Source organism: Sporosarcina sp. P1 (assembly GCF_002743155.1).
Classification (GTDB): domain Bacteria; phylum Bacillota; class Bacilli; order Bacillales_A; family Planococcaceae; genus Sporosarcina; species Sporosarcina ureae_B.
On record NZ_PDYS01000003.1, the window covers coordinates 51185 to 72223 of the forward strand.

Here is a 21039-nt window from a genome sequence, read left to right on the forward strand (position 1 = left end):
AATTCCTCCTATCTCGAAAGGAGCGTACATGATGGCGAAGATGGTCAAAGAGACAGAACATCCATTGTATAGAAAAAGTAGTAAAATGCGAATGGAACGGTTCGGAAAATGGCTTACCTTCCTTTCAGTGGCTTTGACTGCAGCCATCACTATAGCCATTCTGTTTTTAGTTTTTTCAAAAGGTTTGTCTACGTTCATTACAAATGATGGTAGTGTTAAAGACTTTTTAACAGGTACGACTTGGAACCCAGCGGAAGTAAATTCCCTGGGTAAACCTATTATTGGAGCTTTGCCATTTATAGTCGGTTCATTGGCGGTTACAGGAATATCCGCTTTAATTGCCGGACCGCTTGCAATTGGCGCAGCCATTTTCATGAGCGAGATTGCACCAAATGCGGGAAAAAGAATTATGCAGCCTGTGATCGAGTTGTTAGTAGGTATACCTTCAGTCGTCTATGGGTTTATCGGATTAAGTGTCGTCGTACCTTTTTTACGCGATCTATTTCCAGGTAGCGGATTTGGTATTGCAGCGGGCACTATTGTGTTATCCGTCATGATCTTACCGACAGTCACAAGTTTAGCATTGGACGCTATTCAGTCTGTGCCACGTTCATTGCGTGAAGCATCATTGGCGCTAGGTTCCACAAGATGGCAAATGATTTGTAAAGTGGTATTGAAAACTGCGAAACCTGGCTTACTGATGGCGATTATTTTCGGAATGGCACGAGCATTCGGTGAAGCTCTCGCAGTACAGATGGTTATTGGGAATGCTTCTGTCATTCCGCACTCTTTATTCGAACCAGCCTCCACAGTCACTAGTATTTTAACAATGGGCATGGGGTATACGGTGATGGGACAAACTGAAAATAATGCGCTCTGGTCACTCGCGCTCATACTTTTACTGATGTCGCTATTCTTCACGATTACAGTACGAATGATTGGAAAGGGGAAAAGTAAGTAATGTCAGCTAAAAGTAAAGATCGGCTCGCCACGGCTGGGCTATATGTCATTGTAGGCATCATCATTACGGTTTTGGCAGGCTTGCTTGGATTTGTCTTTGTCAAAGGTATTCCTCAGCTAAGCTGGCAATTCATCACGTCACCTCCTCAGATTTTCAAAGAAGGAGGAGGAGTGGGACCTCAATTATTTAATTCCTTTTATTTACTCGTTTTGACACTGATGATTTCAGTGCCGATTGCGATTGGTGCGGGTATTTATTTAGCTGAGTATGCAAAAGATCATTGGATCATTCGTTGTATTCGCGTCCTGATTGAAGTGCTATCTTCATTACCTTCTATAGTGGTTGGATTGTTTGGATTCCTCTTTTTCGTTTTGTATATGGGCTGGGGTTTTTCGATTTTGTCAGGTGCCTTCGCACTTTCACTATTCAATCTACCTTTACTCGTACGAGTTGTGGAACAATCAATTCATAACGTGCCGAAATCACAACGTGAAGCAGGATGGGCGCTTGGTTTTTCAAAATGGGAAACTATTACGACAATCATACTTCCAGCGGCACTACCTGGTATTGTGACGGGTGTCATTCTAGCATCAGGAAGAGTATTCGGCGAGGCGGCTGCTTTGATTTACACAGCAGGAATGAGCACACCGATCATAGATTTCACCAATTGGAATCCGTTGTCACCAACATCTCCTTTAAATCCATTTAGGCCAGCTGAAACAATGGCGGTTCACATTTGGAAAATCAACGGCGAGGGAATTATGCCAGACGCAGCAGCGATCTCTGACGGAGCGGCGGCATTATTGATCATCTCGATTTTATTCTTTAATTTCACATCACGCTTTATCGGTAACTTGATGTTTAAAAAAATGGGTGCCAATTAAAGGAGGATATGTATGCAATCGGTCGCTTTACAGCCTGTCAAAATGAAAACGAATAGAGTTACATTAGCGGACAGTCCTGATTTTCAACGCAGTTCAGTATTGCAAACTACCGATTTATCGGTCTATTATGGTGGACATTGTGCTGTTGATCAAGTCAGTCTATCATTCCCAAAACAATCCGTTATGGCATTAATCGGTCCGTCGGGATGTGGGAAATCTACTTTCCTGCGTTCTATTAATCGAATGAATGATGACATCGACTCATGTCGTACGGAAGGAAACATCTATTATGAAGGGATAGACTTGCATTCATCCAACGTAAATTTACATGAAGTACGCAAACAGATTGGAATGGTATTTCAAAGACCTGTCCCTTTTGCCAAATCTATTTTTAAGAATGTTGCCGCTGGACCTATGCGCCACGGAGTAAAGGATAAGAGGGAATTACAAAGAATTGTAGAAGAGAATCTAAAAAAAGCAGCACTGTGGGAAGAAGTAAAAGATCAATTACATACATCAGCTTTGCGCCTTTCAGGTGGGCAACAACAACGTCTTTGTATCGCCAGGGCACTTGCAATGCAACCGAGCGTGTTATTACTAGATGAACCTGCATCTGCACTTGATCCTGTATCGACAGCAAAAATAGAAGAACTGATATCACAATTAAAAAAAGATTATACGATCGTGATTGTCACACATAATATGCAACAAGCAGCACGTGTCTCGGATGAAGTAGCGTATTTTTACATGGGGCGTGTCATTGAGCATGGATCCACTGAACAAATTTTTACTAATCCACATCATGAACAAACCGCACATTATATTAATGGACGCATTGGATAGGGGAGATTGAAATGAATGTAGTGGAGACCATCGAACGATCAATCATTCAAACAGAAAATCTACACTTCTATTATAATTCCCATCATGCATTAAAAGATATCAATCTGAAGTTTGAAGAAAAGAAAATTACTGCACTTATAGGGCCATCGGGATGTGGAAAATCAACTTTTTTGCGGACAATGAACCGTATGAATGATCTGATTCCCAAAGTGAAGACAGAAGGGGCAATTTGGATCGGTAATGAAAATATAACAGAGCCTTCAATTGATCCAGTAGAATTGCGAAAGAAAGTAGGAATGGTATTTCAACATGCGTCAGTCTTTCCGTTCTCAATTTATGAAAACATTGCGTATGGACCTCGTATTCATGGAGAAAAGAATAAAAAAGTACTGGATGAAATCGTAGAAGAAAATCTGCGCGCTGCTGCTTTATGGGACGAAGTAAAAGATCATTTGGACCAGTCTGCTACAGGTCTTTCGGGCGGACAACAGCAACGGCTAACCATTGCACGCACATTAGCGACTAAGCCGGAGATTTTATTGATGGATGAACCTACTTCAGCCCTAGATCCGATCTCTACTGCCAAAGTGGAAGAACTGATCCAAACGTTAAAAGAGCACTATACGATTATCATCGTAACGCATAATATGCAACAAGCTGCGCGCATATCTGATTTCGCAGCTTTCTTTTTGAATGGTGAAGTAAAAGAATATGGACAGACAGCGACACTATTTACTAACCCACTATTTTCCGAAACGAAAGATTATATAGCAGGAAAGTTCGGATGAGCAGGTATAGGAAAATATGTAAATAATTTTGCAAATCAGTACATAATCAAACAAACAGCCAGCTTCCTATAAAAGGATGCTGGCTGTTCACGTATTATGAAATGGTTTCACGAGCACGTGATGCTTCAATTTTTGCCATTCGTGCGTCATATTCATCCACTGTCATATCGTGTTCTACAAAATAACGATTACGAGGATGTGTACGGCAGTCGTCTGAACAACTGCGCATATAGAAATGTTCATTCTCTTCTGAGCATAGAATTTTTGCATTACACTCGGGATTTGCACAGTTTACATAGCGTTCACAAGGTGTGCCGTCAAAATGGTCGCGTCCCACGATGACGTGCTCCACTTGGTTGATGGGAACCGCAATACGCTCATCGAATACGTAGCATTGACCGTCCCATAACTGTCCTTTTGCTTTAGGGTCTTTACCGTAAGAAACGATACCGCCGTGCAAATGTGCTACATCTTCGAATCCTTCACGTTTCAACCAGCCAGTGAACTTCTCACAACGAATCCCACCCGTACAATACGCAAGAATTTTCTTGCCTTCAAGTTGTTCTTTGTTTTCAACTACCCATTCAGGAAGATCACGGAAGTTTTCAATATCCGGGCGTATCGCACCACGGAAATGACCTAGGTCATACTCATAATCATTACGAGCATCCAAAACAATAGTGTTCTCATCTTGCATTTGTTGTAAGAACTCTTCTGGTTCCAAATATTCACCTGTAAGCTCTAACGGATTGACATCTTCAGGTAAGCTGAGATTAACAATCTCCGGACGGAAGCGAACGTGCATTTTTTTGAATGCGTGGCCATCTGTTTCATCAATTTTGAACCATACATCAGCAAAACGTGGATCAGCTTTCATATGCTCCATATACGCATCCGTTTGTTCAATTGTTCCTGAACAAGTACCGTTGATGCCTTCTGCACCGACAAGAATACGTCCCTTTAATCCAGTTTCCTTACAGAATTCCAAATGTGCAGCCGCAAACTCTTCAGGCTCCTCGATCGTTACATACTTATAAAACAATAATACTCGATAGTCTTTCTTTTCCATGTAAATTACCGCCTTCTGTTTGATCTTTGCAATAGACAACAGCCGAGATCGGTGTGTACAAAGGGATTGTATGTCCCTTGAACCCGAATTTGCAAGAATCGGGCCCAGAATAGTATAGCATAATTTCATTTTCGAGAAAAGGATTCAAAAAGCTATTCCAAGTAAAAATCTTTTTTTTAAGCAACACATCATTACATACACACCTTTGTATCATCATGGATTTGTTGTATACTAGGAGATGGAAAAACCTTCATACATGTCCATTGAAATTAAAGGTAGCAGATTGTAAAATATAAGAGTGGAGTACAGAATACTTTTTGAACGTAAAGGGTATAGTAGTTCTATTGCTAGTAAACTGTAATGTATATGTAAAGCTGGTGAGTGTGTAGTAAAGGAGTTTTTTCATGAACGAAACAAATAAAAGACGTCGATCAACATGGATCGATAGTGCATTAATTATCACTATCATTACTCTAATATCTATTACGCTACTATTAATAGTGAATGTAGTGAAAACTAAAGATACCAGCTCTACTAAACCCGTAACACATGAAATTATACCCGCACCGAAACAAGAAGTGTCGGTTGAATCGATTATATCGCCTTATCCAGGTATTAAAATGTTTACCGAGATACCTAAAGACTCAAAGTATCCTTTTATCATTCGTTATCCCCAAACAGAATATGATGGCTTTAATCAGCAAGTGTTAGATTATATAGATGAATTGAAAACAAGATATGCCGAAGAGCAACAAACGGAAAATAAAGTGTCCAAGTTAGATGTATCTTTTGAAACGCTTCAGCATCTTTCGGGTAATTATTCTTTTGTCATGCGAGCTGTTACGTACTATGCTGATCAAGATAGTCAAATGGAGATACACACATTTCATATCAATCCTGAAACAGGGGAAGAAGTAACGATTGAAGATATTGTGGATCATAATTTGGAAAAGCTAAAACGAATGGCGAGTGTAGTGCGTGACGAAATTCATCATAGTCCTTTGTTAGAAGGCGATGTGATTAAGGAAAGTGTATGGCGACCTACTGAGCCTATGTGGGTAAACTACCGCAACTTCGCCTTGACAGATGATTCATTATTTCTTTATTTTGGAACAGGTGAATTTACAAAGAGACAAGCTGGACCGGCAACAGTAGAAATTCCGCTACGCAAATTGAATCCATTCTTAGCAAAGGAATTCCAAGTAGCAACAGATGATACTAAAAAGGAAAAGACGATTGCTCTGACGTTTGATGATGGTCCTGATCCAATTTATACGGTAAGAATTTTAGAGACACTTGAAAAATACGATGCAAAAGCTACATTTTTTATGCTCGGCAATAGAGTTCATTCATATCCTGGCGTCGCTAAGAAAGTAGCTGAAGCTGGCCATGAGATAGGTAACCACTCATGGAATCATCCTTCCTTGACAGAGATCACGGATGTTGCACTTCAAGGTGAAGTCAAGGGTACATCCGATATCATTGAAGCGATAACCGGACAGCCGGCAACTGTTTTCAGACCCCCATATGGTGCTGTTGATGATCGAGTACGAGAAAGCACGAAATTACCTGTTGTTTTATGGAATGTAGATACATTGGACTGGGAGCACAATGACCCTGAATTGTTATTGGAGCATATTGCAGAAGATGCTCGTACAGGCAGTATCATTTTGATGCATGATATTCATAAATCGACCGCTGATGGACTGGACGCGGTACTTGAAAATTTGCAGTCTCAAGGTTATAAATTCGTGACGGTATCTGAAATGGATGATTATTAATGAAGTTGTTCCATTGTTTTTGTCTAACAATGGAACAACTTTTGTTTTGTACAGTCCTATTAACGTACAGAAATTTATATTCTGTCCAAATAGCTGTAACATATAAAGAAAATAAATAATGGTAAGCTGTAATTAGTGTAGCACAGCGTGATATACTAAACGGACTGAAATAATTGGAGGAACAATGAGCATGGAATGGAGAAATTTATACCGCGGGTTTTTGATGGGCATCAGTGACTTGGTTCCCGGAGTAAGTGGCGGAACGATTGCATTTATATTAGGCATCTATGATCAGTTGCTTATTTCAATAAGCGGATTTTTTAGTAAAGACTGGAAGAAACATATTGGTTTCCTCATTCCTCTTGGTATCGGGATGGGTGCGACAATCATTATATTTAGTAAAGTTATCTCCTATTTATTGAAGCATTATCATGAACCTACTCAATACTTCTTTTTGGGGTTGATTGTGGGTGTCATTCCATTTGTTTCAAAGCAAGCAGGACTGAGAAAGAACTTTACATTCCGTCATATGATGTTGATGGTAGTGGTGGCAGCAGCATTAGCTTCTACTGCTTTTATGAATCCTATTGATCCAATATCTATCACTCATCTAACAGTGAAAAATACGATCATTCTATTCCTATCGGGATGGGCGGGGAGTATGGCGATGCTGTTGCCAGGTATCAGTGGGTCATTCATTTTACTGTTATTAGGTGTTTATGCGACAGTCATTACAGCTATTTCAGACTTTAATATACCGATTATTATCGCGACGGGTTGTGGTATAGTCTTCGGGTTTATAATCAGCAGTAAACTAATTCGCTACCTTCTTGCTAATTTCCATACGGGAATGTTTGCCGTCATCATGGGGTTAATCATCGGATCGGTTTTCGTGATTTTTCCAGGCATGCCTGAAAGTGGTACGCCGTTTGTCATGAGTGTGATGGCAGTTGTTCTTGGACTTCTGATTGCCAATATATTAAATGGTGTAGGCGATAAAGCGTAGAATGCAAAAACCGCTTGGAGTAATTCTCCAAGCGGTTTTTTATATGATGTTATTCTTCTACAATCGTTGTTGTATTTTCGATATCTACATCTGCCATGGAAATATCCAACGCTTTCGCTACACCTTCACCGTATTTCGGATCTGCCAGGTAGCAGTGACGGATATGTTTGATTTTGATTTCTTTTGGAGCGTCACCCATATTTCGCGCAGTATTCTCGAATAGACGCTGCTGCTCTTCTAGATTCAAAATATTGAATAACTTTCCAGGTTGTGTAAAGTAGTCATCGTCATCTTCACGGAAGTTCCAGTGGTCTGCGTCGCCATAAATTTTTAGTGGCGGCTCTTTGAAGTCTGGTTGTTCTTGCCATTCACCATAGCTGTTTGGTTCATAGTGAGGAGTAGAGCCCAAATTGCCATCAACGCGCATTGCCCCATCACGGTGGAAGCTGTGGAACGGACATTTTGGAGCATTAACGGGAATCTGGTGGTGATTGACACCTAAGCGATAACGCTGCGCATCGCCATAAGAGAATAGACGGGCTTGCAACATTTTATCAGGCGAGAATCCAATGCCTGGAACGACCGCAGCTGGTGTAAACGCAGCTTGCTCTACTTCAGCAAAGTAGTTTTCAGGATTGCGGTTCAATTCGAATTCACCGACTTCAATCAATGGGAAGTCTTTTTTGTACCAAACCTTTGTTAAATCGAATGGATTATATGGCATTTCCATTGCTTCTTCTTCCGTCATAACTTGAATATACATTTTCCATTTAGGGAAATTGCCATTGTCGATATTGCTGAGTAAATCACGTTGTGAACTTTCACGATCCGTTGCAACAGTCGCTGCAGCCTGTTCATCTGACATATTTTCAATACCTTGCTGGGAACGGAAATGGAACTTAACCCAGTGGCGTTCGTTATTTGCATTGATCATACTGAATGTATGGCTACCGAAACCATGCATTTCACGGAATGAACGAGGAATACCACGGTCGCTCATTAGAATAGTGATCTGATGGAGTGCTTCAGGAAGTCCAGTCCAGAAATCCCAGTTGTTTGTTGCGCTACGTAAGTTTGTACGTGGATCACGTTTGACTGCGTGATTCAGGTCTGGGAATTGCAATGGATCGCGGAAGAAGAATACAGGTGTATTATTTCCGACCATGTCCCAGTTTCCTTCCTCAGTATAGAACTTCAAAGAAAATCCGCGGATATCGCGTTCTGCATCGGCTGCACCACGTTCGCCTGCAACTGTAGAAAAGCGTGCGAACATCTCCGTCTGTTTACCAATCTCTGAAAATAACTTTGCTTTCGTATACTTTGTAATATCATGCGTCACTGTGAAAGTACCATATGCTCCAGATCCTTTTGCGTGCATACGACGTTCAGGAATAACTTCGCGATCAAAATGTGCTAACTTTTCAAGTAACCAAACATCTTGCAATAGAAGCGGACCTCTTGGACCAGCAGACATAGAGTTTTGGTTATCAACTACTGGTGCTCCCGCAGCGGTTGTCAATTTTCTTTTTTGAGAATTATTATCATTGTTATTCAAAATACATTCCTCCTCAGTTGTTGGTTTGTAACCTATGAATATAATTGTATCAAAGCCTAATACAAAAAGAAAGCCTTATTTATAATTATTATCAACTAATAATTAATACTAATAAGTACAAGTTATTATGTACTGTATATTTATCATAATTTGTAGCCAACTATTTGTCTAGAAATACGATTTATATTAAGAATAATTGTAGAATGATGTATAATAATGATAGAAAAGGTTTCACGTAGAAAGGATATCAATAGATGAGCATTATGAAAAAGTGGTTTATTTATGCCACAGTACTAAGCTGTTTATCATTAGTATTAGTTGCTTGCAGCGATAAAGAAGAAGCAAAACCAGCAGAAAACATACCTGAACTAACCCCTGAAATTCTAGAACAAGAGGAAGTCGTTGTGGCGGCAGTGGAAGATGAAGAGTTATATCAGAAAGTGGTAAGTCAGCTAGAAGAGACAGGCTTCACAGTAAGCGAACCTGCTGAAGCTGCGATGGATATGTTTAGAGCGGAAAGTGGTATGACTGTAACGATCAATGGAGATGCTTTGCTTCCATTGCATCTCTATAAACTAGATCCATCTGACAAACGTCTTGAAATAGTTGAAGATACAGGTAATCTTCCTGTCTATATCGGCAGTAAGACAGAGCAGTTGGGCGTGATCAAGGTAGATCACTTCGTTATGTATCTTCATAAAGGACATCCTGATTATGAAGAGATTGTGAAAGTACTAGATAACATCTGATAAAACGACTTGCTTCCTCTATAGAGAGAAGGCAAGTCGTTTTTGTATATTCGAAGATTGACATATTAGAGAGGGGCTTGGTGAATTAATAAATGCTCATAGAAATGGCTTAACCGCTCAAACCTATCCTCAAGCGCTCATAGTTCTTGCATACCCGCTCTATGGCATGTTCTAACCGCTCATACCTATGAAACAACCGCTCTATACTACTTGTTAACCGCTCTATTTAGTTATTTACCCTATGCTTTCCCTCTATATGATGAAGAATACCTTCTTTTACTTCAATAAAATTAACTTCCACCCTTCATCAGATATACACCATCCTATTCAATATGTAAGGAAATGTGTATCTATCAATGTTTTAAGTAAAAGTGAAAAATGAATCTAGATGAATGGTGAAGAAGTTAATATGTAACAAAAATTCAAAATGGGCGAATGACCTAACCTGACTATACCTAAGTGACATATAGATAATAGGACACCACAAAGGAGGCTACAATGGAATGAATAAAGAGACGTTAAATACATTAGTAGGTAAGGTAATAAGAGTAGACCGAGGAGGACCAGAGTCAAGAATCGGAAAACTATTAGCAGGAAATGATGAATATTTAACACTTTTAACGGAGAATGATGGAATTGTCTACTACAAAACACATCATATTAAAAGTATTACAGACAACTCAAAAAATGAAATGTCCATTAATGTAGAATTGCCGGAGGATTTCACCTTGATTGATGAAGAAGATTTTCCAGGGGTATTAAAAAAGCTTGAATATCAATGGGTGAAAATTAATCGTGGTGGACCTGAAACTTTAGAAGGTGTTGTAAAGGAAGTAACAAATGATTTCATTGTCATTGTTTTTAATGAAGAGGTCATTCGACTTTCCATGTTTCATATTCGAAACGTTAGTCATGGAGTAAAAGTGGAACGGACAAAAGAAGTAAAAGATAAGGACAAAAAAGAAACTAGTGAGAACAGAGATAGAAGTGAGAGAAAGGAAAAGAGTCAAGGTAAAGAAAAGGTTGAGAATAAAGAAAAAAGTGAGAGTAAAGAAAAAAGCGGAAATAAAGATAGAGGCGAAAAGAAAGGATAAAGTTACTGATCATCTCTTCTATAAAAGAAGAGGTGATCATTTTATAGAGGAGGTGTATCGATTGAATATAAGGGATTGTGGAACGGTTTTTCGAAATTTTACAGGCTATAGAGTTTGCGTATCACTTTCATATGGCAAGCCGATAGAAGGGGTACTGATTGGCTCACATCAGGAGTATATACTGATGGTAGTTGATGACTCTATTTTGTATATCTTGGTTCCATCTATTACATCAATCACTAAAAACACAAAAGACCTGAGTAGTACAAAATATGATCAGGATTATGATGTTCCATCTCTATTCGAGCTACGTGAGCAATGGGTGACGTTAAACGAATTTAGTAAACGGCCAATGTATGGAGTCTTAAGTGAAATCGAGAAGTCATATTTTCTGTTAATAAATAAGGAAGAGTTACAATTGATTCCGGTAACCTCCATTGAAACCATACGCAAGGGAAGTAATAGGATAGAACAAACGGTGGATCCTAAACCTAAACAGGTGAAGAAAGAGCAACCGGTTGCTGTAGAAGTAGTAAGTAATGAAAAAGATACTGAAGCTAAAAAAATAATTAAAGAAGCTATTGTACTTTCCAACGAGAGTATTGAAAATATTCATAAACCAGTTAGTACTTTCGATCAGTCTCTCGATTTAAAAGTAGTAGATACAAATGAACAGGAAGAGATTTACAAACAAGATGAAATATTGATAGAAGATAGTGAGAGACTTCCAATTAAAGAGATTCGAATATTAAATAACACCTCGTTTAGAGATCTTATGGCGAAGGCAAACAATGATTTGGAGCAAACTATGACCTCTATTGAAAGTGAAGAGAACATTGAACTTTTAAAAATGATAACTCCTCTAGATCACCATATAGAAAACGAGAAATTTTTGACGTGTATTGACTGTTTGCAGGATTCACATGTGAGAAATTCATTAGATGTACCTATGGACTTTATTCCTCAGCAAGAAATCGAAAATTTGGAGATTATTAATCATACCGAAATGCAAATGAGTTCTGAAGAACAGATGGCTATGTTAGAAAAGCAATACTATGCATTGATGAAGCACGCCGCAAAGAATTCTTGTTCATCCAATTTTCATTATGAAAATGATTCGATAGAAACAGTTATAACGGAGGGGCAGTATACCGCGCTACTAAAGCATGCAGCTGATATGCACCGCACTATTATATCCAAATAAGATAACGTTGAGCAGTCCGAATAAGGGATTGTTCAGCGTTTTTTTGTATTCATCTAAAGATGATTGGAGAATGGACTAACGACACTACGATGGACTTGTTGTCCGAATATACATACAAGACAGGATGAAATATGTAAGAAAATTTAAGTGGAAAGGAGTTGGGACACAGTGACCATGCAAATCATATTCACTTATATAGTATTCATATCAACAATGATCGTCATCTTTTGGCGACCCAAAGGAATTAACGAAGCATGGCCTGCTACTATTGGGGCAGTTCTTATTCTTGTCATGGGAATCGTATCAAGTACCGATTTGCTAGATATTATCGATAAAGTTGGAGGAGCTTCTGTAACGATAATTTCAACTATTGTAATGGCTGTTATATTGGAAAGCTTCGGTTTTTTTCACTGGGCTGCCATTAGACTTGCTTCATTTTCCAAGCAGTCAGGCTACCGATTGTATTGGAACATACAATTGTTATGTTTTCTCATGACATTGTTGTTTAACAATGATGGTAGTATATTAATTACAACGCCTATACTACTTTTACTTTTAAAACATTTGCAATTAAAAACGGAGCAGCAAATCCTTTATTTGCTAAGTGGTGCATTAATCGCAACAGCTTCTAGTGCTCCGATTGGCGTTAGCAATATTGTGAATTTAATTGCATTAAAGATAGTAGATTTATCGCTTTGGATGCATACAGCTATGATGTTTGTACCTGCTACAATCGGATTGCTCTTTATGTCCATCTTAATGTTCGTTGTTATGAGAAAAAAATTGCCGCGAACCCTACCAGATACAGTCTATATAGAAAAGGTATTCGAAGAGAAGTATATTAAAAAGTTGCATCGGCGCAATTTGTTTACAAGTAATAAAGACCGCACATTCTTTATGTTGAAAATATTGTTCTTTGTTTTCTGTATGCGATGTATGTTATTCATTGCATCGTATATTAATGTGCCAATAGAACTTGTTGCTGTCCTGGGATCTATAGTATTACTCGTTTGGCGTTGGATAAAACTAGGTATAACTCCTTGGGATATTATCAAAAAAACTCCTTGGCACATACTCGTTTTTGCTTTCTCCATGTACATCATCATCTATGGATTGCATAACGTTGGTCTAACTGAATTACTAGTTAGCTGGAGTGAGCCAATTGTCAATCAAGGGCTACTGTCTGCAAGTATTTTGATGGGTGGAATCGTTTCCTTTCTGTCCAATATATTCAATAATCATCCCGCGTTGATGATAGGCACGATAACTTTAACTGAAATGGGTATAGATCCCATTACCTTAAAAACCATCTACTTGGCTAATATTATCGGAAGTGATATAGGTGCATTACTGTTGCCGATTGGAACATTAGCTTCACTCATTTGGTTTAGTATCTTGCGTAAGCACGGCATTGAAATAAAATGGAGGGATTATACCAACATCTCATTCAAAGTGATTCCACTCACCACGATCGTCACATTATTTTTATTATACTTTTGGATTAAACTTGTTTTTCATTGAAATTAAGCACTTGCTTTTTCAACAGTGATTTAACTTTAACAAGATGTAGTTGGAAGTATAGTAAGAAAATAAGAATAATTAGTTCTATATTACTTCAAAAGGCAAACCGTATAATCGGTTTGCCTTTTTATTCGGACCGTTTTACTATGCGCATGACAATATAGGAGAAATGGGTTAATTGTTAAAGAGTATACTATTTCACTAGCCTTCGAATAATGGATATTGAGAAAAAATATGGAGTGCATAGTAAATACTTTATATTCTTGAAGAGGTTCCATACAAAAACCTCATCTACTTAAGATTTCCACACTCCGATCCGATCACCAACTTGAACTTCTGTAAAAGGCATTTCTTCTGGACTGAATGCGTTATTCTGTTCTACGAATAAAATAACAGTGGATCCAAATGCAAAATGACCAAAATCTTGTCCTTTCACACAAGCAGTTTCAGAATTTGCAATGCGAACGCTATTTACATTTAATGCTCCGACTTTAACGATTGCTACATGTCCGAAGTCAGTCGAGAGTTCCGAAATGACTCTATGGTTGGAAGAAAATACATCATTACGCATGCGAATTCCCACATCGTTAACGGGATACGAAGTAGAACCTAATGCATAGCGATTCATAAGAGTTCCAGAAATAGGATAATGGAAATGATGATAATGTCTTGGAGAAAGATAGAATAGATAATAATAGCCATTCGTATAGCGGGCGGCTTTTTCCGAATCGCCAAGCAGCGAATGTAGACTGTATGTTTTATCTTTTACTATAAATTGTTGTTGTGTATCGATGCTGCCTGAATCGCTTAATACACCGTCAACTGGTGAGATTAAATTCTTTGGGTGGCTATCAATCGGTCTACTGCCCGCCTGTAATGAACGAGTGAAAAAGCTGTTAAGACTAGTATATTGGTCTATTGGGTATTCCGCTTCGTCTACTTGAATATGATAGAACGATGCAAAAGGCTTAATTAACGGCTTGCTAATTCGAGAAGTCGTCAAAGTTTTAAGTAGCGCTGAACTGACTGGTGATCCTGTTAATTCTACGAATGATTTAAAAATACGTGTTTTCATCTTTTCTTCCTTTCATTAAAAGCTTATACTAAAGAAATATACGAGGAGGTCGTAACTTGTTTTCATTCAGATATTTTGATTATACTAAACTAAAATCACAATTGGCGAATATCATAACACTTTTTAATTTGAGTTTAGGGATCATAGCGATATTACTCGTGCTTCAAGGTCATGCACATATGAGTTTGATGTTCATCTTCTTTGCTGCATTATTTGATCGGTTTGACGGTATGGTGGCTAGGCATTATCATGCAGAGTCGGCATTTGGTAAAGAACTTGATTCGCTCAGCGATTTAGTTTCATTTGGTGTAGCTCCTGCTATTCTGATCTATGACACGGCGTTGACGGATACGATGTGGATTGGTTTGTCCGCTGTGATTTTTTATATTTTAGCTGGCGCCGTTCGTTTGGCTCGCTATAACGTAGAAGAGTTCGATGGTTCATATTATGGAATGCCTATAACAGCAGCTGGTGTCTTGCTAACATTGAGTTATTTTGTAGTTCCGTATTTGATTGCACCTTACTTTGTGATTTATATGTGTCTACTCGCATGGCTTATGGTCAGTCGCATTCGAATAGCGAAAGTGTGAAAAGTGTCTTACAGAGAATTTTTCTGTGAGGCTCTTTTCATTGTAGGAAGCTATCACTGACTTAGAAATTCTGTTATGCTTAAGGAAAACTAGAAGGAGTGGTCAGCATGTCAGGACCTGCATTAAGACAGCTTCATTCACATAAAGCGATTCATGAAGGCGGACTTTCTGGTGCCATAATGAAAACAGATGATTTAATCGAATATGTAGAACAAGATGAAACTGAAATGGTTCAGCAAGCCTGTGATCATTTATTGGATTATTGGAAGACCCGTGTCATCAGTCATGCAGATGCCGAAGAAGAAGGTTTTTATAAACAAGTAATGGAAGAGCGGCCTGAATTGGAGCGAGACATTATTCAGCTTACACGCGACCATGATTTGATGCGAATACTTGTTGCAGACATCGAGGCGTTACGTGAGGAAGATCCAACCGTAACAACTGAAATTATACAGAAATTCAATGGCTTGATTGTAGTGAATGAATTACATAGCCGAGAAGAAGAGCGGTTATTGTTCTCATAAAAACTAGTAACTAAGGGAAGGTGGTGGCAATCATTCAAAATCCGTTAGATATATTGGATAAGTATTTTGGTTATTCAGCATTTCGGGAAGGGCAGCAACGAGTGATTGAACAAGTATTACAAGGTGATGATTCACTTTGCGTAATGCCGACAGGTGGCGGTAAGTCTGTCTGCTATCAAGTACCGGCATTGGCAATGGAAGGGACGATTCTTGTCATTTCACCGCTGATCTCCTTGATGAAGGACCAAGTCGATGCATTGCATCAGTTGGGCATTCCAGCGGCGTATATTAATAGTACGTTATCTTCGGAAGAATACTTTGGCACGATGGATAATGCACTCGAAGGAAAGTATAAGCTGTTGTACGTTGCACCTGAACGATTGGATTCCGAATCCTTTCTCAATCAATTGCAAAAAATGACGATACCGCTGATTGCGATCGATGAAGCACATTGTATTTCACAATGGGGCCATGATTTCCGTCCAAGTTATCGTAATATCCACCGAGTTTTTGATTATTTAAGTAACCGACCGATTATTCTTGCATTGACTGCAACCGCTACGCCTGAAGTACAGGATGATATATGCCAGCAATTACATATACCTCCTGTTAGCCGTGTTGTAACCGGTTTTGAGCGGAGTAATCTACTATTTTCGGTAGTGAAAGGTCAAAATCGGGATCAATTCGTCAAAGAGTACACGCAGAAAAATAAAAATGAAGCTGGCATTATCTATGCTGCGACTAGGAAAGCGGTCGAGCAAGTATATTCGCTGCTTGAGAAAAGTGGTATTCCAGTTGCGAAATATCATGCAGGATTACCGGACTATGAACGGCAACATCAACAAGATCGGTTCATTATGGAAGACGCACGCGTGATGGTCGCAACTAACGCGTTTGGTATGGGGATCGATAAATCCAATATACGCTACGTCATTCATTATCAAATGCCGAAGAATATGGAAAGTTATTATCAGGAGGCTGGGAGAGCAGGGCGTGACGGGCTCGACAGCGATTGTTATTTGTTATTCTCCTCGCAAGACGTCTTAACGCAACGCTTCCTCATCGAACAATCTCCAGATCCTTCCCGTGTATCGAATGAAATCAAAAAGATGCAAGTGATGGTTGATTACTGCCATACGGAAGGCTGTCTGCAAAAACACATTATCAAGTATTTTGGCGAAGAGGATGTCGAAGATTGCGGTCGCTGTGGTAACTGCACTGACACGCGTGAGCAGTTTGATGTAACAGTCGATACACAAAAAGTACTTTCCTGTGTTATACGAATGGGGCAACGTTTTGGTAAGACAATGGTTGCGCAAGTACTGACAGGATCGAGAAACAAAAAGTTGAAAGAATTGAACTTCGATGAGCTATCGACATACGGATTGATGAAAGGACGCAATGCCAAAGACGTGGCAGATTTCATTGAATTTTTGATTTCGAAGAATTATTTACAAGTTGAAAGTGGGCCGTATCCGACTATCTTCGTCAGCGAAGACGGAAAAGATGTGTTGTTAGGAAAAGTGAAAGTCTGGCGTAAAGGCGAGATGGTGACAACTGTCGTCGCTAAAGAGGATCCGTTATTCAACGAACTACGGGCGATGCGCTTGAAACTAGCACAAGAAGCGGGTGTCCCGCCATTCGTTATTTTCTCGGATAAAACATTGCGGGATATGGTAACTAAAATGCCTGCCACGAATGAAGAGTTATTGGCTGTACAAGGTATAGGCGAAACGAAGCTTGAACGTTATGGGGAAGTTTTCCTCGAGATTATCGATTCGTTTTCTACGCAGCAAGCGTAATATAGGAGATATCCAGAAAGTCGTGTAGCAACGACTTCTTGTGACATCTTCTTTTTTATTCCCATTACACCACGCAAAAAAGGTATGTCCGTTGAAGTCTTGTGACCTCGATGGACATACCTTTTCACATATAATTTATTAAACAAATCGATATTACTCTGTAGGACGGATATCTTTTCGCAGACCGATTAAGGTGAAAATGGCCGCGATCAACAAAATGCCACTTGCAAGCATAAAGGCATGATGGAATTGCAAATCTAATATACCGATCGCACTAGACCCCACTACGACGCCAAAGGAGAAGAATGCGTAGAAGAACCCGTACGCTTTCCCTCTTGTTTCAGGTTCCGTGGAATCAATAAGTAACGAGTTGATAGAAGGGAATAGGAATGCGAACCCCGTACCATAGATAACCATTGCCAACATCATCAACGATAGTTCGTCGACTTGCGACAAGAACAACATACTGCTACTCATTAATAGCAAGCCAGCTGCCAATGTGACCATCGGGCGGACGATATCGAAAATACGGTTGATCGGTAAAACAAAAACCAACACAGCAACTAGACCAAACACACTCAACAGCATTCCTGTCATTTTCGCATCAAACTGAAGGTGCTCTACTTTCAAAGGGAGCACCAATGCCAACACACCTTGTGAGAACATCAGGAAGAACGCGCCAAGGAATGCCCGTATGATACCAGGGTGGCGGAAAAAAGCTAACGGCTTTACTGCTTTTTGCTTCACTGTCTTCACTTTTCTCACGTATGTAAAGGAACGTAAAAATATAACGGCGCCAATTGTCAACAGAATCATAAATACACCATTGATGGCCATAATGGTCACGACGCTTGTCTTAACGGAAACAATTCCGCTATAGGCAGGTCCGAAAATGGCCGCAAGCCCGACAAATGCACCTGAGATCGCAGCATTCCTCCCACGCTTAGAACGTTCGGAGCCATTAGCGAGAAACGTGAAGGCGGCAGGAATGATCAAACCTTCTGTCAAGCCGTGTAAAAATCGAATGCCAATTAATGAACCAGAACCGGAAATCAATCCGTATGAGAACAGCGACAAAGCCGACGTGAACAAACCGAATAATAGAATGTAAAAGGGTCCTTTGCGATCTGTCAAAATACCTGAAATGATATTCCCGAAAACATTTGCAAACGAGTAAATACCAACAGATAATCCGACGATGAAAGCGGAAACGCCAAGACCTGTAGCAAACGGACTAATGACCGGTAGCTGTGAAAATAAATCAAAGAACGAAAAGAAAACTATTAGATAGACAAAAAAGCGCATGAAAGATCCCTACTTTACAAATAATTCAACTACAATCTATTTTACCATGAAACTTTTCGAATTGAACCGAACTGCTCAAAGATAATTATTCGCAATCTATCACCCTTACCGGTAAAATGAGAAACGTAAACAAGAAACAAAAAGGGGATGAGTGATCTTGACGAAAGAAATTCGAGTAGGAATCGCTGGTTACGGTAATTTAGGGCGTGGAGTAGAATCAGCTATCAGTCAAAATAAAGATATGACATTAGTTGGTGTATTCACGCGAAGAGAACCGAAAGACGTACAATTACTTTCAGAGCAAGTACCTGTCTATAAGTTGGATGAAATTGAATCTTTTAAAGAAGATATTGATGTATTGATTTTATGCGGTGGATCTAAAAATGACTTACCTGAACAAGGGCCGGCACTTGCGAAACACTTTACAACAGTAGATAGCTTTGACACGCATGCAAAGATTCCGGAGTACTTCGCAGCTGTTGATGAAGTAGCGAAAGAAGCTGGAACTACTGCCATTATTTCTGTCGGTTGGGATCCGGGTTTATTTTCGATCAACCGCTTAATGGGAGAATCCATTTTGCCTGAAGGTGAAACCTATACATTCTGGGGGAAAGGACTAAGCCAAGGTCACTCTGATGCAGTGCGCCGTGTTGACGGTGTGAAAGCAGGCGTTCAGTATACATTGCCCGCTGAGGACGCGATCAATCGTGTGCGTAACGGTGAGCATCCTGAGCTTTCAACTAAAGATAAACATACACGTGAATGTTATGTCGTTCTTGAAGAAGGTGCAAGTGAAGATCGAGTTCGTGAAACGATTGTCACCATGCCTGACTACTTCGCAGACTACGATACGACCGTTCATTTTATTACGGAAGAAGAACTTCGTCTTGATCATTCAAAGATGCCACATGGTGGTTTCGTCATTCGAAGCGGCAACACGGGGAAGCATACAGATCAAGTCATGGAATTCTCACTTAAATTAGATAGCAATCCCGAATTTACATCGAGTGTCTTAGTCGCGTATGCAAGAGCAGCTTATAAATTGCAGCAAAAAGGCGATACTGGAGCGAAAACAGTCTATGACATCGCACCAGGGTTGTTATCACCTAAATCACCTGCAACTATTCGTAAAGAATTACTGTAATACATGAGTCATCACATTGGATTGTAGAATGAGGAGGCAGAATCTTTTATGAAACTAGATGAGACGTTGGAGATGTTAAAAGACTTAACAGATGCACGAGGAATTCCGGGCAATGAACGCGAAGCTCGAGACGTCATGACGAAACACATCAAACCATATGCAGATGAAATCGATCATGATGGATTAGGTTCACTGATCGCTAGCAAAGAAGGCGATGCAAAAGGACCGAAGATTATGATCGCTGGGCACTTGGATGAAGTAGGCTTCATGTTGACACGAATCGATGACAAAGGCTTCATTTACTTTCAGACAGTAGGTGGCTGGTGGTCACAAGTCATGTTGGCGCAACGTGTTTCGATCGTTACACGTTCTGGTGAAACGATTACAGGAGTGATCGGCTCAAAGCCACCACATATTTTGCCGCCTGAAGCTCGCAAGAAACCTGTCGATATTAAAGACATGTTCATTGACGTAGGCGCAGAGTCAAAAGAAGAAGTTCTTTCATGGGGCGTTCTTCCTGGCGACATGATTGTGCCGTACTTCGAATTCACGGTCATGAAAAACGAAAATTACTTGCTTGCAAAAGCATGGGATAATCGTATCGGCTGTGCCATCGCTATTGAAGTGATGAAGCAGCTAAAAGGTGAAAAGCACCCGAATCGTTTGTATAGTGTAGGTGCTATTCAAGAAGAAGTAGGTCTGCGTGGAGCGAAAACAGCGACGAATAAAATTCAACCGGATATCGGTTTCGCAGTAGATGTAGGAATTGCTGGGGATACACCAGGTATTACAGCAAAGGAATCTGTTGGTACAATGGGAGAGGGTCCGCAGATCTTGTTGTATGATGCTTCGATGGTATCTCATAGAGGATTACGCAATTTCGTAGTCGATACAGCAGAAGAGCTGAATATTCCGTATCAATTCGCGACGATGTCCGGTGGCGGAACGGATGGTGGGTCAATCCACGTAAGTGGAACAGGAATTCCTACATTGGCTATCTGTATACCGACTCGCTACATCCATAGTCATGCGGCAATGCTTCACCGTCAAGATTTTGAGAATACAGTTAAACTATTAGTCGAAATAGTTAAGCGCCTAGACGCAAATACAGTGAAAAATATCACATTTGAATAATTTATACGCT

Annotated in this window: 19 protein-coding genes; 15 read left to right on the top strand and 4 right to left on the bottom strand. The window is 39.8% G+C overall.

The annotated features are described in order from the left end of the window. Positions 1–28 precede the first annotated feature (28 nt). The 4 genes from pstC to pstB (CSV73_RS05105) are packed head-to-tail and all read left to right on the top strand — an operon-like array spanning position 29 to position 3476. Positions 29–961 (top strand): phosphate ABC transporter permease subunit PstC, encoded by a 933-nt coding sequence (pstC, locus tag CSV73_RS05090; protein WP_369802573.1) that lies wholly within the window; start codon positions 29–31, stop codon positions 959–961. Next, positions 961–1845, top strand: a complete 885-nt coding sequence (gene pstA, locus CSV73_RS05095) for a phosphate ABC transporter permease PstA (RefSeq protein ID WP_085131177.1) — start codon at positions 961–963, stop codon at positions 1843–1845. Before pstC ends, pstA begins: the two co-directional genes overlap by 1 nt. Before the next feature lie 42 nt (positions 1846–1887). After that, on the top strand, positions 1888–2688 hold the full coding sequence (gene pstB, locus CSV73_RS05100) for a phosphate ABC transporter ATP-binding protein PstB (RefSeq protein WP_099626884.1): 801 nt from the start codon (positions 1888–1890) through the stop codon (positions 2686–2688). 11 nt (positions 2689–2699) lie between these two features. Continuing rightward, the gene (pstB, locus tag CSV73_RS05105) at positions 2700–3476 is read left to right on the top strand and encodes a phosphate ABC transporter ATP-binding protein PstB (protein ID WP_085131175.1); all 777 of its coding nucleotides are present in this window, start codon (positions 2700–2702) and stop codon (positions 3474–3476) included. A gap of 94 nt (positions 3477–3570) precedes the next feature. Here pstB (CSV73_RS05105) and trhO read toward each other — a convergent pair whose 3' ends face one another. Then, complete coding sequence (trhO, locus tag CSV73_RS05110) at positions 3571–4545, bottom strand: oxygen-dependent tRNA uridine(34) hydroxylase TrhO (protein ID WP_085131174.1); 975 nt, start codon at positions 4543–4545, stop codon at positions 3571–3573. Positions 4546–4949: 404 nt separating this feature from the next. Here trhO and CSV73_RS05115 point away from each other — a divergent pair, with 404 nt between their 5' ends. Then, positions 4950–6326 (top strand): polysaccharide deacetylase family protein, encoded by a 1377-nt coding sequence (locus CSV73_RS05115; RefSeq protein WP_085131173.1) that lies wholly within the window; start codon positions 4950–4952, stop codon positions 6324–6326. 190 nt (positions 6327–6516) lie between these two features. Continuing rightward, on the top strand, positions 6517–7332 hold the full coding sequence (locus CSV73_RS05120) for a DUF368 domain-containing protein (protein WP_085131172.1): 816 nt from the start codon (positions 6517–6519) through the stop codon (positions 7330–7332). 49 nt (positions 7333–7381) lie between these two features. Here CSV73_RS05120 and CSV73_RS05125 read toward each other — a convergent pair whose 3' ends face one another. Next, positions 7382–8806, bottom strand: a complete 1425-nt coding sequence (locus CSV73_RS05125; RefSeq protein ID WP_232319242.1) for a catalase — start codon at positions 8804–8806, stop codon at positions 7382–7384. 335 nt (positions 8807–9141) lie between these two features. Between CSV73_RS05125 and CSV73_RS05130 the strand changes: the two genes are divergently transcribed. From CSV73_RS05130 to CSV73_RS05145, 4 genes are all read left to right on the top strand, one after another. Next, on the top strand, positions 9142–9636 hold the full coding sequence (locus CSV73_RS05130; RefSeq protein WP_085131170.1) for a hypothetical protein: 495 nt from the start codon (positions 9142–9144) through the stop codon (positions 9634–9636). A gap of 503 nt (positions 9637–10139) precedes the next feature. Further along, on the top strand, positions 10140–10730 hold the full coding sequence (locus CSV73_RS05135; protein ID WP_198166059.1) for a hypothetical protein: 591 nt from the start codon (positions 10140–10142) through the stop codon (positions 10728–10730). 61 nt (positions 10731–10791) lie between these two features. Further along, positions 10792–11934 carry a hypothetical protein gene (locus tag CSV73_RS05140; RefSeq protein ID WP_085131169.1) on the top strand — a complete coding sequence of 381 codons (1143 nt, stop codon included), beginning with the start codon at positions 10792–10794 and terminating at the stop codon, positions 11932–11934. Between the two features lie 174 nt (positions 11935–12108). Next, positions 12109–13455 (top strand): arsenic transporter, encoded by a 1347-nt coding sequence (locus CSV73_RS05145; RefSeq protein ID WP_369802574.1) that lies wholly within the window; start codon positions 12109–12111, stop codon positions 13453–13455. A 295-nt stretch (positions 13456–13750) separates the two neighbouring features. Here the strand turns inward: CSV73_RS05145 and asd are convergent, their stop codons facing one another. Next, complete coding sequence (gene asd / locus CSV73_RS05150) at positions 13751–14530, bottom strand: archaetidylserine decarboxylase (RefSeq protein WP_085131167.1); 780 nt, start codon at positions 14528–14530, stop codon at positions 13751–13753. Between the two features lie 56 nt (positions 14531–14586). Here asd and pssA point away from each other — a divergent pair, with 56 nt between their 5' ends. From pssA to recQ, 3 genes are all read left to right on the top strand, one after another. Then, on the top strand, positions 14587–15120 hold the full coding sequence (gene pssA, locus CSV73_RS05155) for a CDP-diacylglycerol--serine O-phosphatidyltransferase (protein WP_085131166.1): 534 nt from the start codon (positions 14587–14589) through the stop codon (positions 15118–15120). Between the two features lie 107 nt (positions 15121–15227). Further along, the gene (locus tag CSV73_RS05160) at positions 15228–15644 is read left to right on the top strand and encodes a hemerythrin domain-containing protein (protein ID WP_085131165.1); all 417 of its coding nucleotides are present in this window, start codon (positions 15228–15230) and stop codon (positions 15642–15644) included. Between the two features lie 29 nt (positions 15645–15673). Continuing rightward, positions 15674–17446, top strand: a complete 1773-nt coding sequence (gene recQ / locus CSV73_RS05165) for a DNA helicase RecQ (protein WP_099626885.1) — start codon at positions 15674–15676, stop codon at positions 17444–17446. Positions 17447–17599: 153 nt separating this feature from the next. Here the strand turns inward: recQ and CSV73_RS05170 are convergent, their stop codons facing one another. Then, positions 17600–18751 (bottom strand): MFS transporter, encoded by a 1152-nt coding sequence (locus tag CSV73_RS05170; protein WP_099626799.1) that lies wholly within the window; start codon positions 18749–18751, stop codon positions 17600–17602. Between the two features lie 157 nt (positions 18752–18908). Between CSV73_RS05170 and CSV73_RS05175 the strand changes: the two genes are divergently transcribed. Beyond that, positions 18909–19895, top strand: coding sequence for a diaminopimelate dehydrogenase (locus CSV73_RS05175; protein ID WP_099626800.1), 987 nt, complete (start codon positions 18909–18911; stop codon positions 19893–19895). 48 nt (positions 19896–19943) lie between these two features. Continuing rightward, entirely contained in the window at positions 19944–21029 is a 1086-nt protein-coding gene (locus tag CSV73_RS05180) for a M42 family metallopeptidase (RefSeq protein ID WP_099626801.1), read from the top strand. Positions 21030–21039: the final 10 nt, after the last annotated feature.

Excerpts from the sequence above, each read along its gene's own strand:
- pstA (WP_085131177.1), top strand. The coding sequence starts at position 961 with ATGTCAGCTAAAAGTAAAGATCGGCTCGCCACGGCTGGGCTATATGTC.
- CSV73_RS05130 (WP_085131170.1), top strand. The coding sequence starts at position 9,142 with ATGAGCATTATGAAAAAGTGGTTTATTTATGCCACAGTACTAAGCTGT.
- pstB (WP_099626884.1), top strand. The coding sequence starts at position 1,888 with ATGAAAACGAATAGAGTTACATTAGCGGACAGTCCTGATTTTCAACGC.
- pstC (WP_369802573.1), top strand. The coding sequence starts at position 29 with ATGATGGCGAAGATGGTCAAAGAGACAGAACATCCATTGTATAGAAAA.
- CSV73_RS05160 (WP_085131165.1), top strand. The coding sequence starts at position 15,228 with ATGTCAGGACCTGCATTAAGACAGCTTCATTCACATAAAGCGATTCAT.
- CSV73_RS05145 (WP_369802574.1), top strand. The coding sequence starts at position 12,109 with ATGCAAATCATATTCACTTATATAGTATTCATATCAACAATGATCGTC.
- asd (WP_085131167.1), bottom strand. The coding sequence starts at position 14,530 with ATGAAAACACGTATTTTTAAATCATTCGTAGAATTAACAGGATCACCA.
- CSV73_RS05135 (WP_198166059.1), top strand. The coding sequence starts at position 10,140 with ATGAATAAAGAGACGTTAAATACATTAGTAGGTAAGGTAATAAGAGTA.
- CSV73_RS05170 (WP_099626799.1), bottom strand. The coding sequence starts at position 18,751 with ATGCGCTTTTTTGTCTATCTAATAGTTTTCTTTTCGTTCTTTGATTTA.
- pstB (WP_085131175.1), top strand. The coding sequence starts at position 2,700 with ATGAATGTAGTGGAGACCATCGAACGATCAATCATTCAAACAGAAAAT.
- CSV73_RS05115 (WP_085131173.1), top strand. The coding sequence starts at position 4,950 with ATGAACGAAACAAATAAAAGACGTCGATCAACATGGATCGATAGTGCA.
- CSV73_RS05120 (WP_085131172.1), top strand. The coding sequence starts at position 6,517 with ATGGAATGGAGAAATTTATACCGCGGGTTTTTGATGGGCATCAGTGAC.
- CSV73_RS05125 (WP_232319242.1), bottom strand. The coding sequence starts at position 8,806 with ATGTCTGCTGGTCCAAGAGGTCCGCTTCTATTGCAAGATGTTTGGTTA.
- CSV73_RS05180 (WP_099626801.1), top strand. The coding sequence starts at position 19,944 with ATGAAACTAGATGAGACGTTGGAGATGTTAAAAGACTTAACAGATGCA.
- trhO (WP_085131174.1), bottom strand. The coding sequence starts at position 4,545 with ATGGAAAAGAAAGACTATCGAGTATTATTGTTTTATAAGTATGTAACG.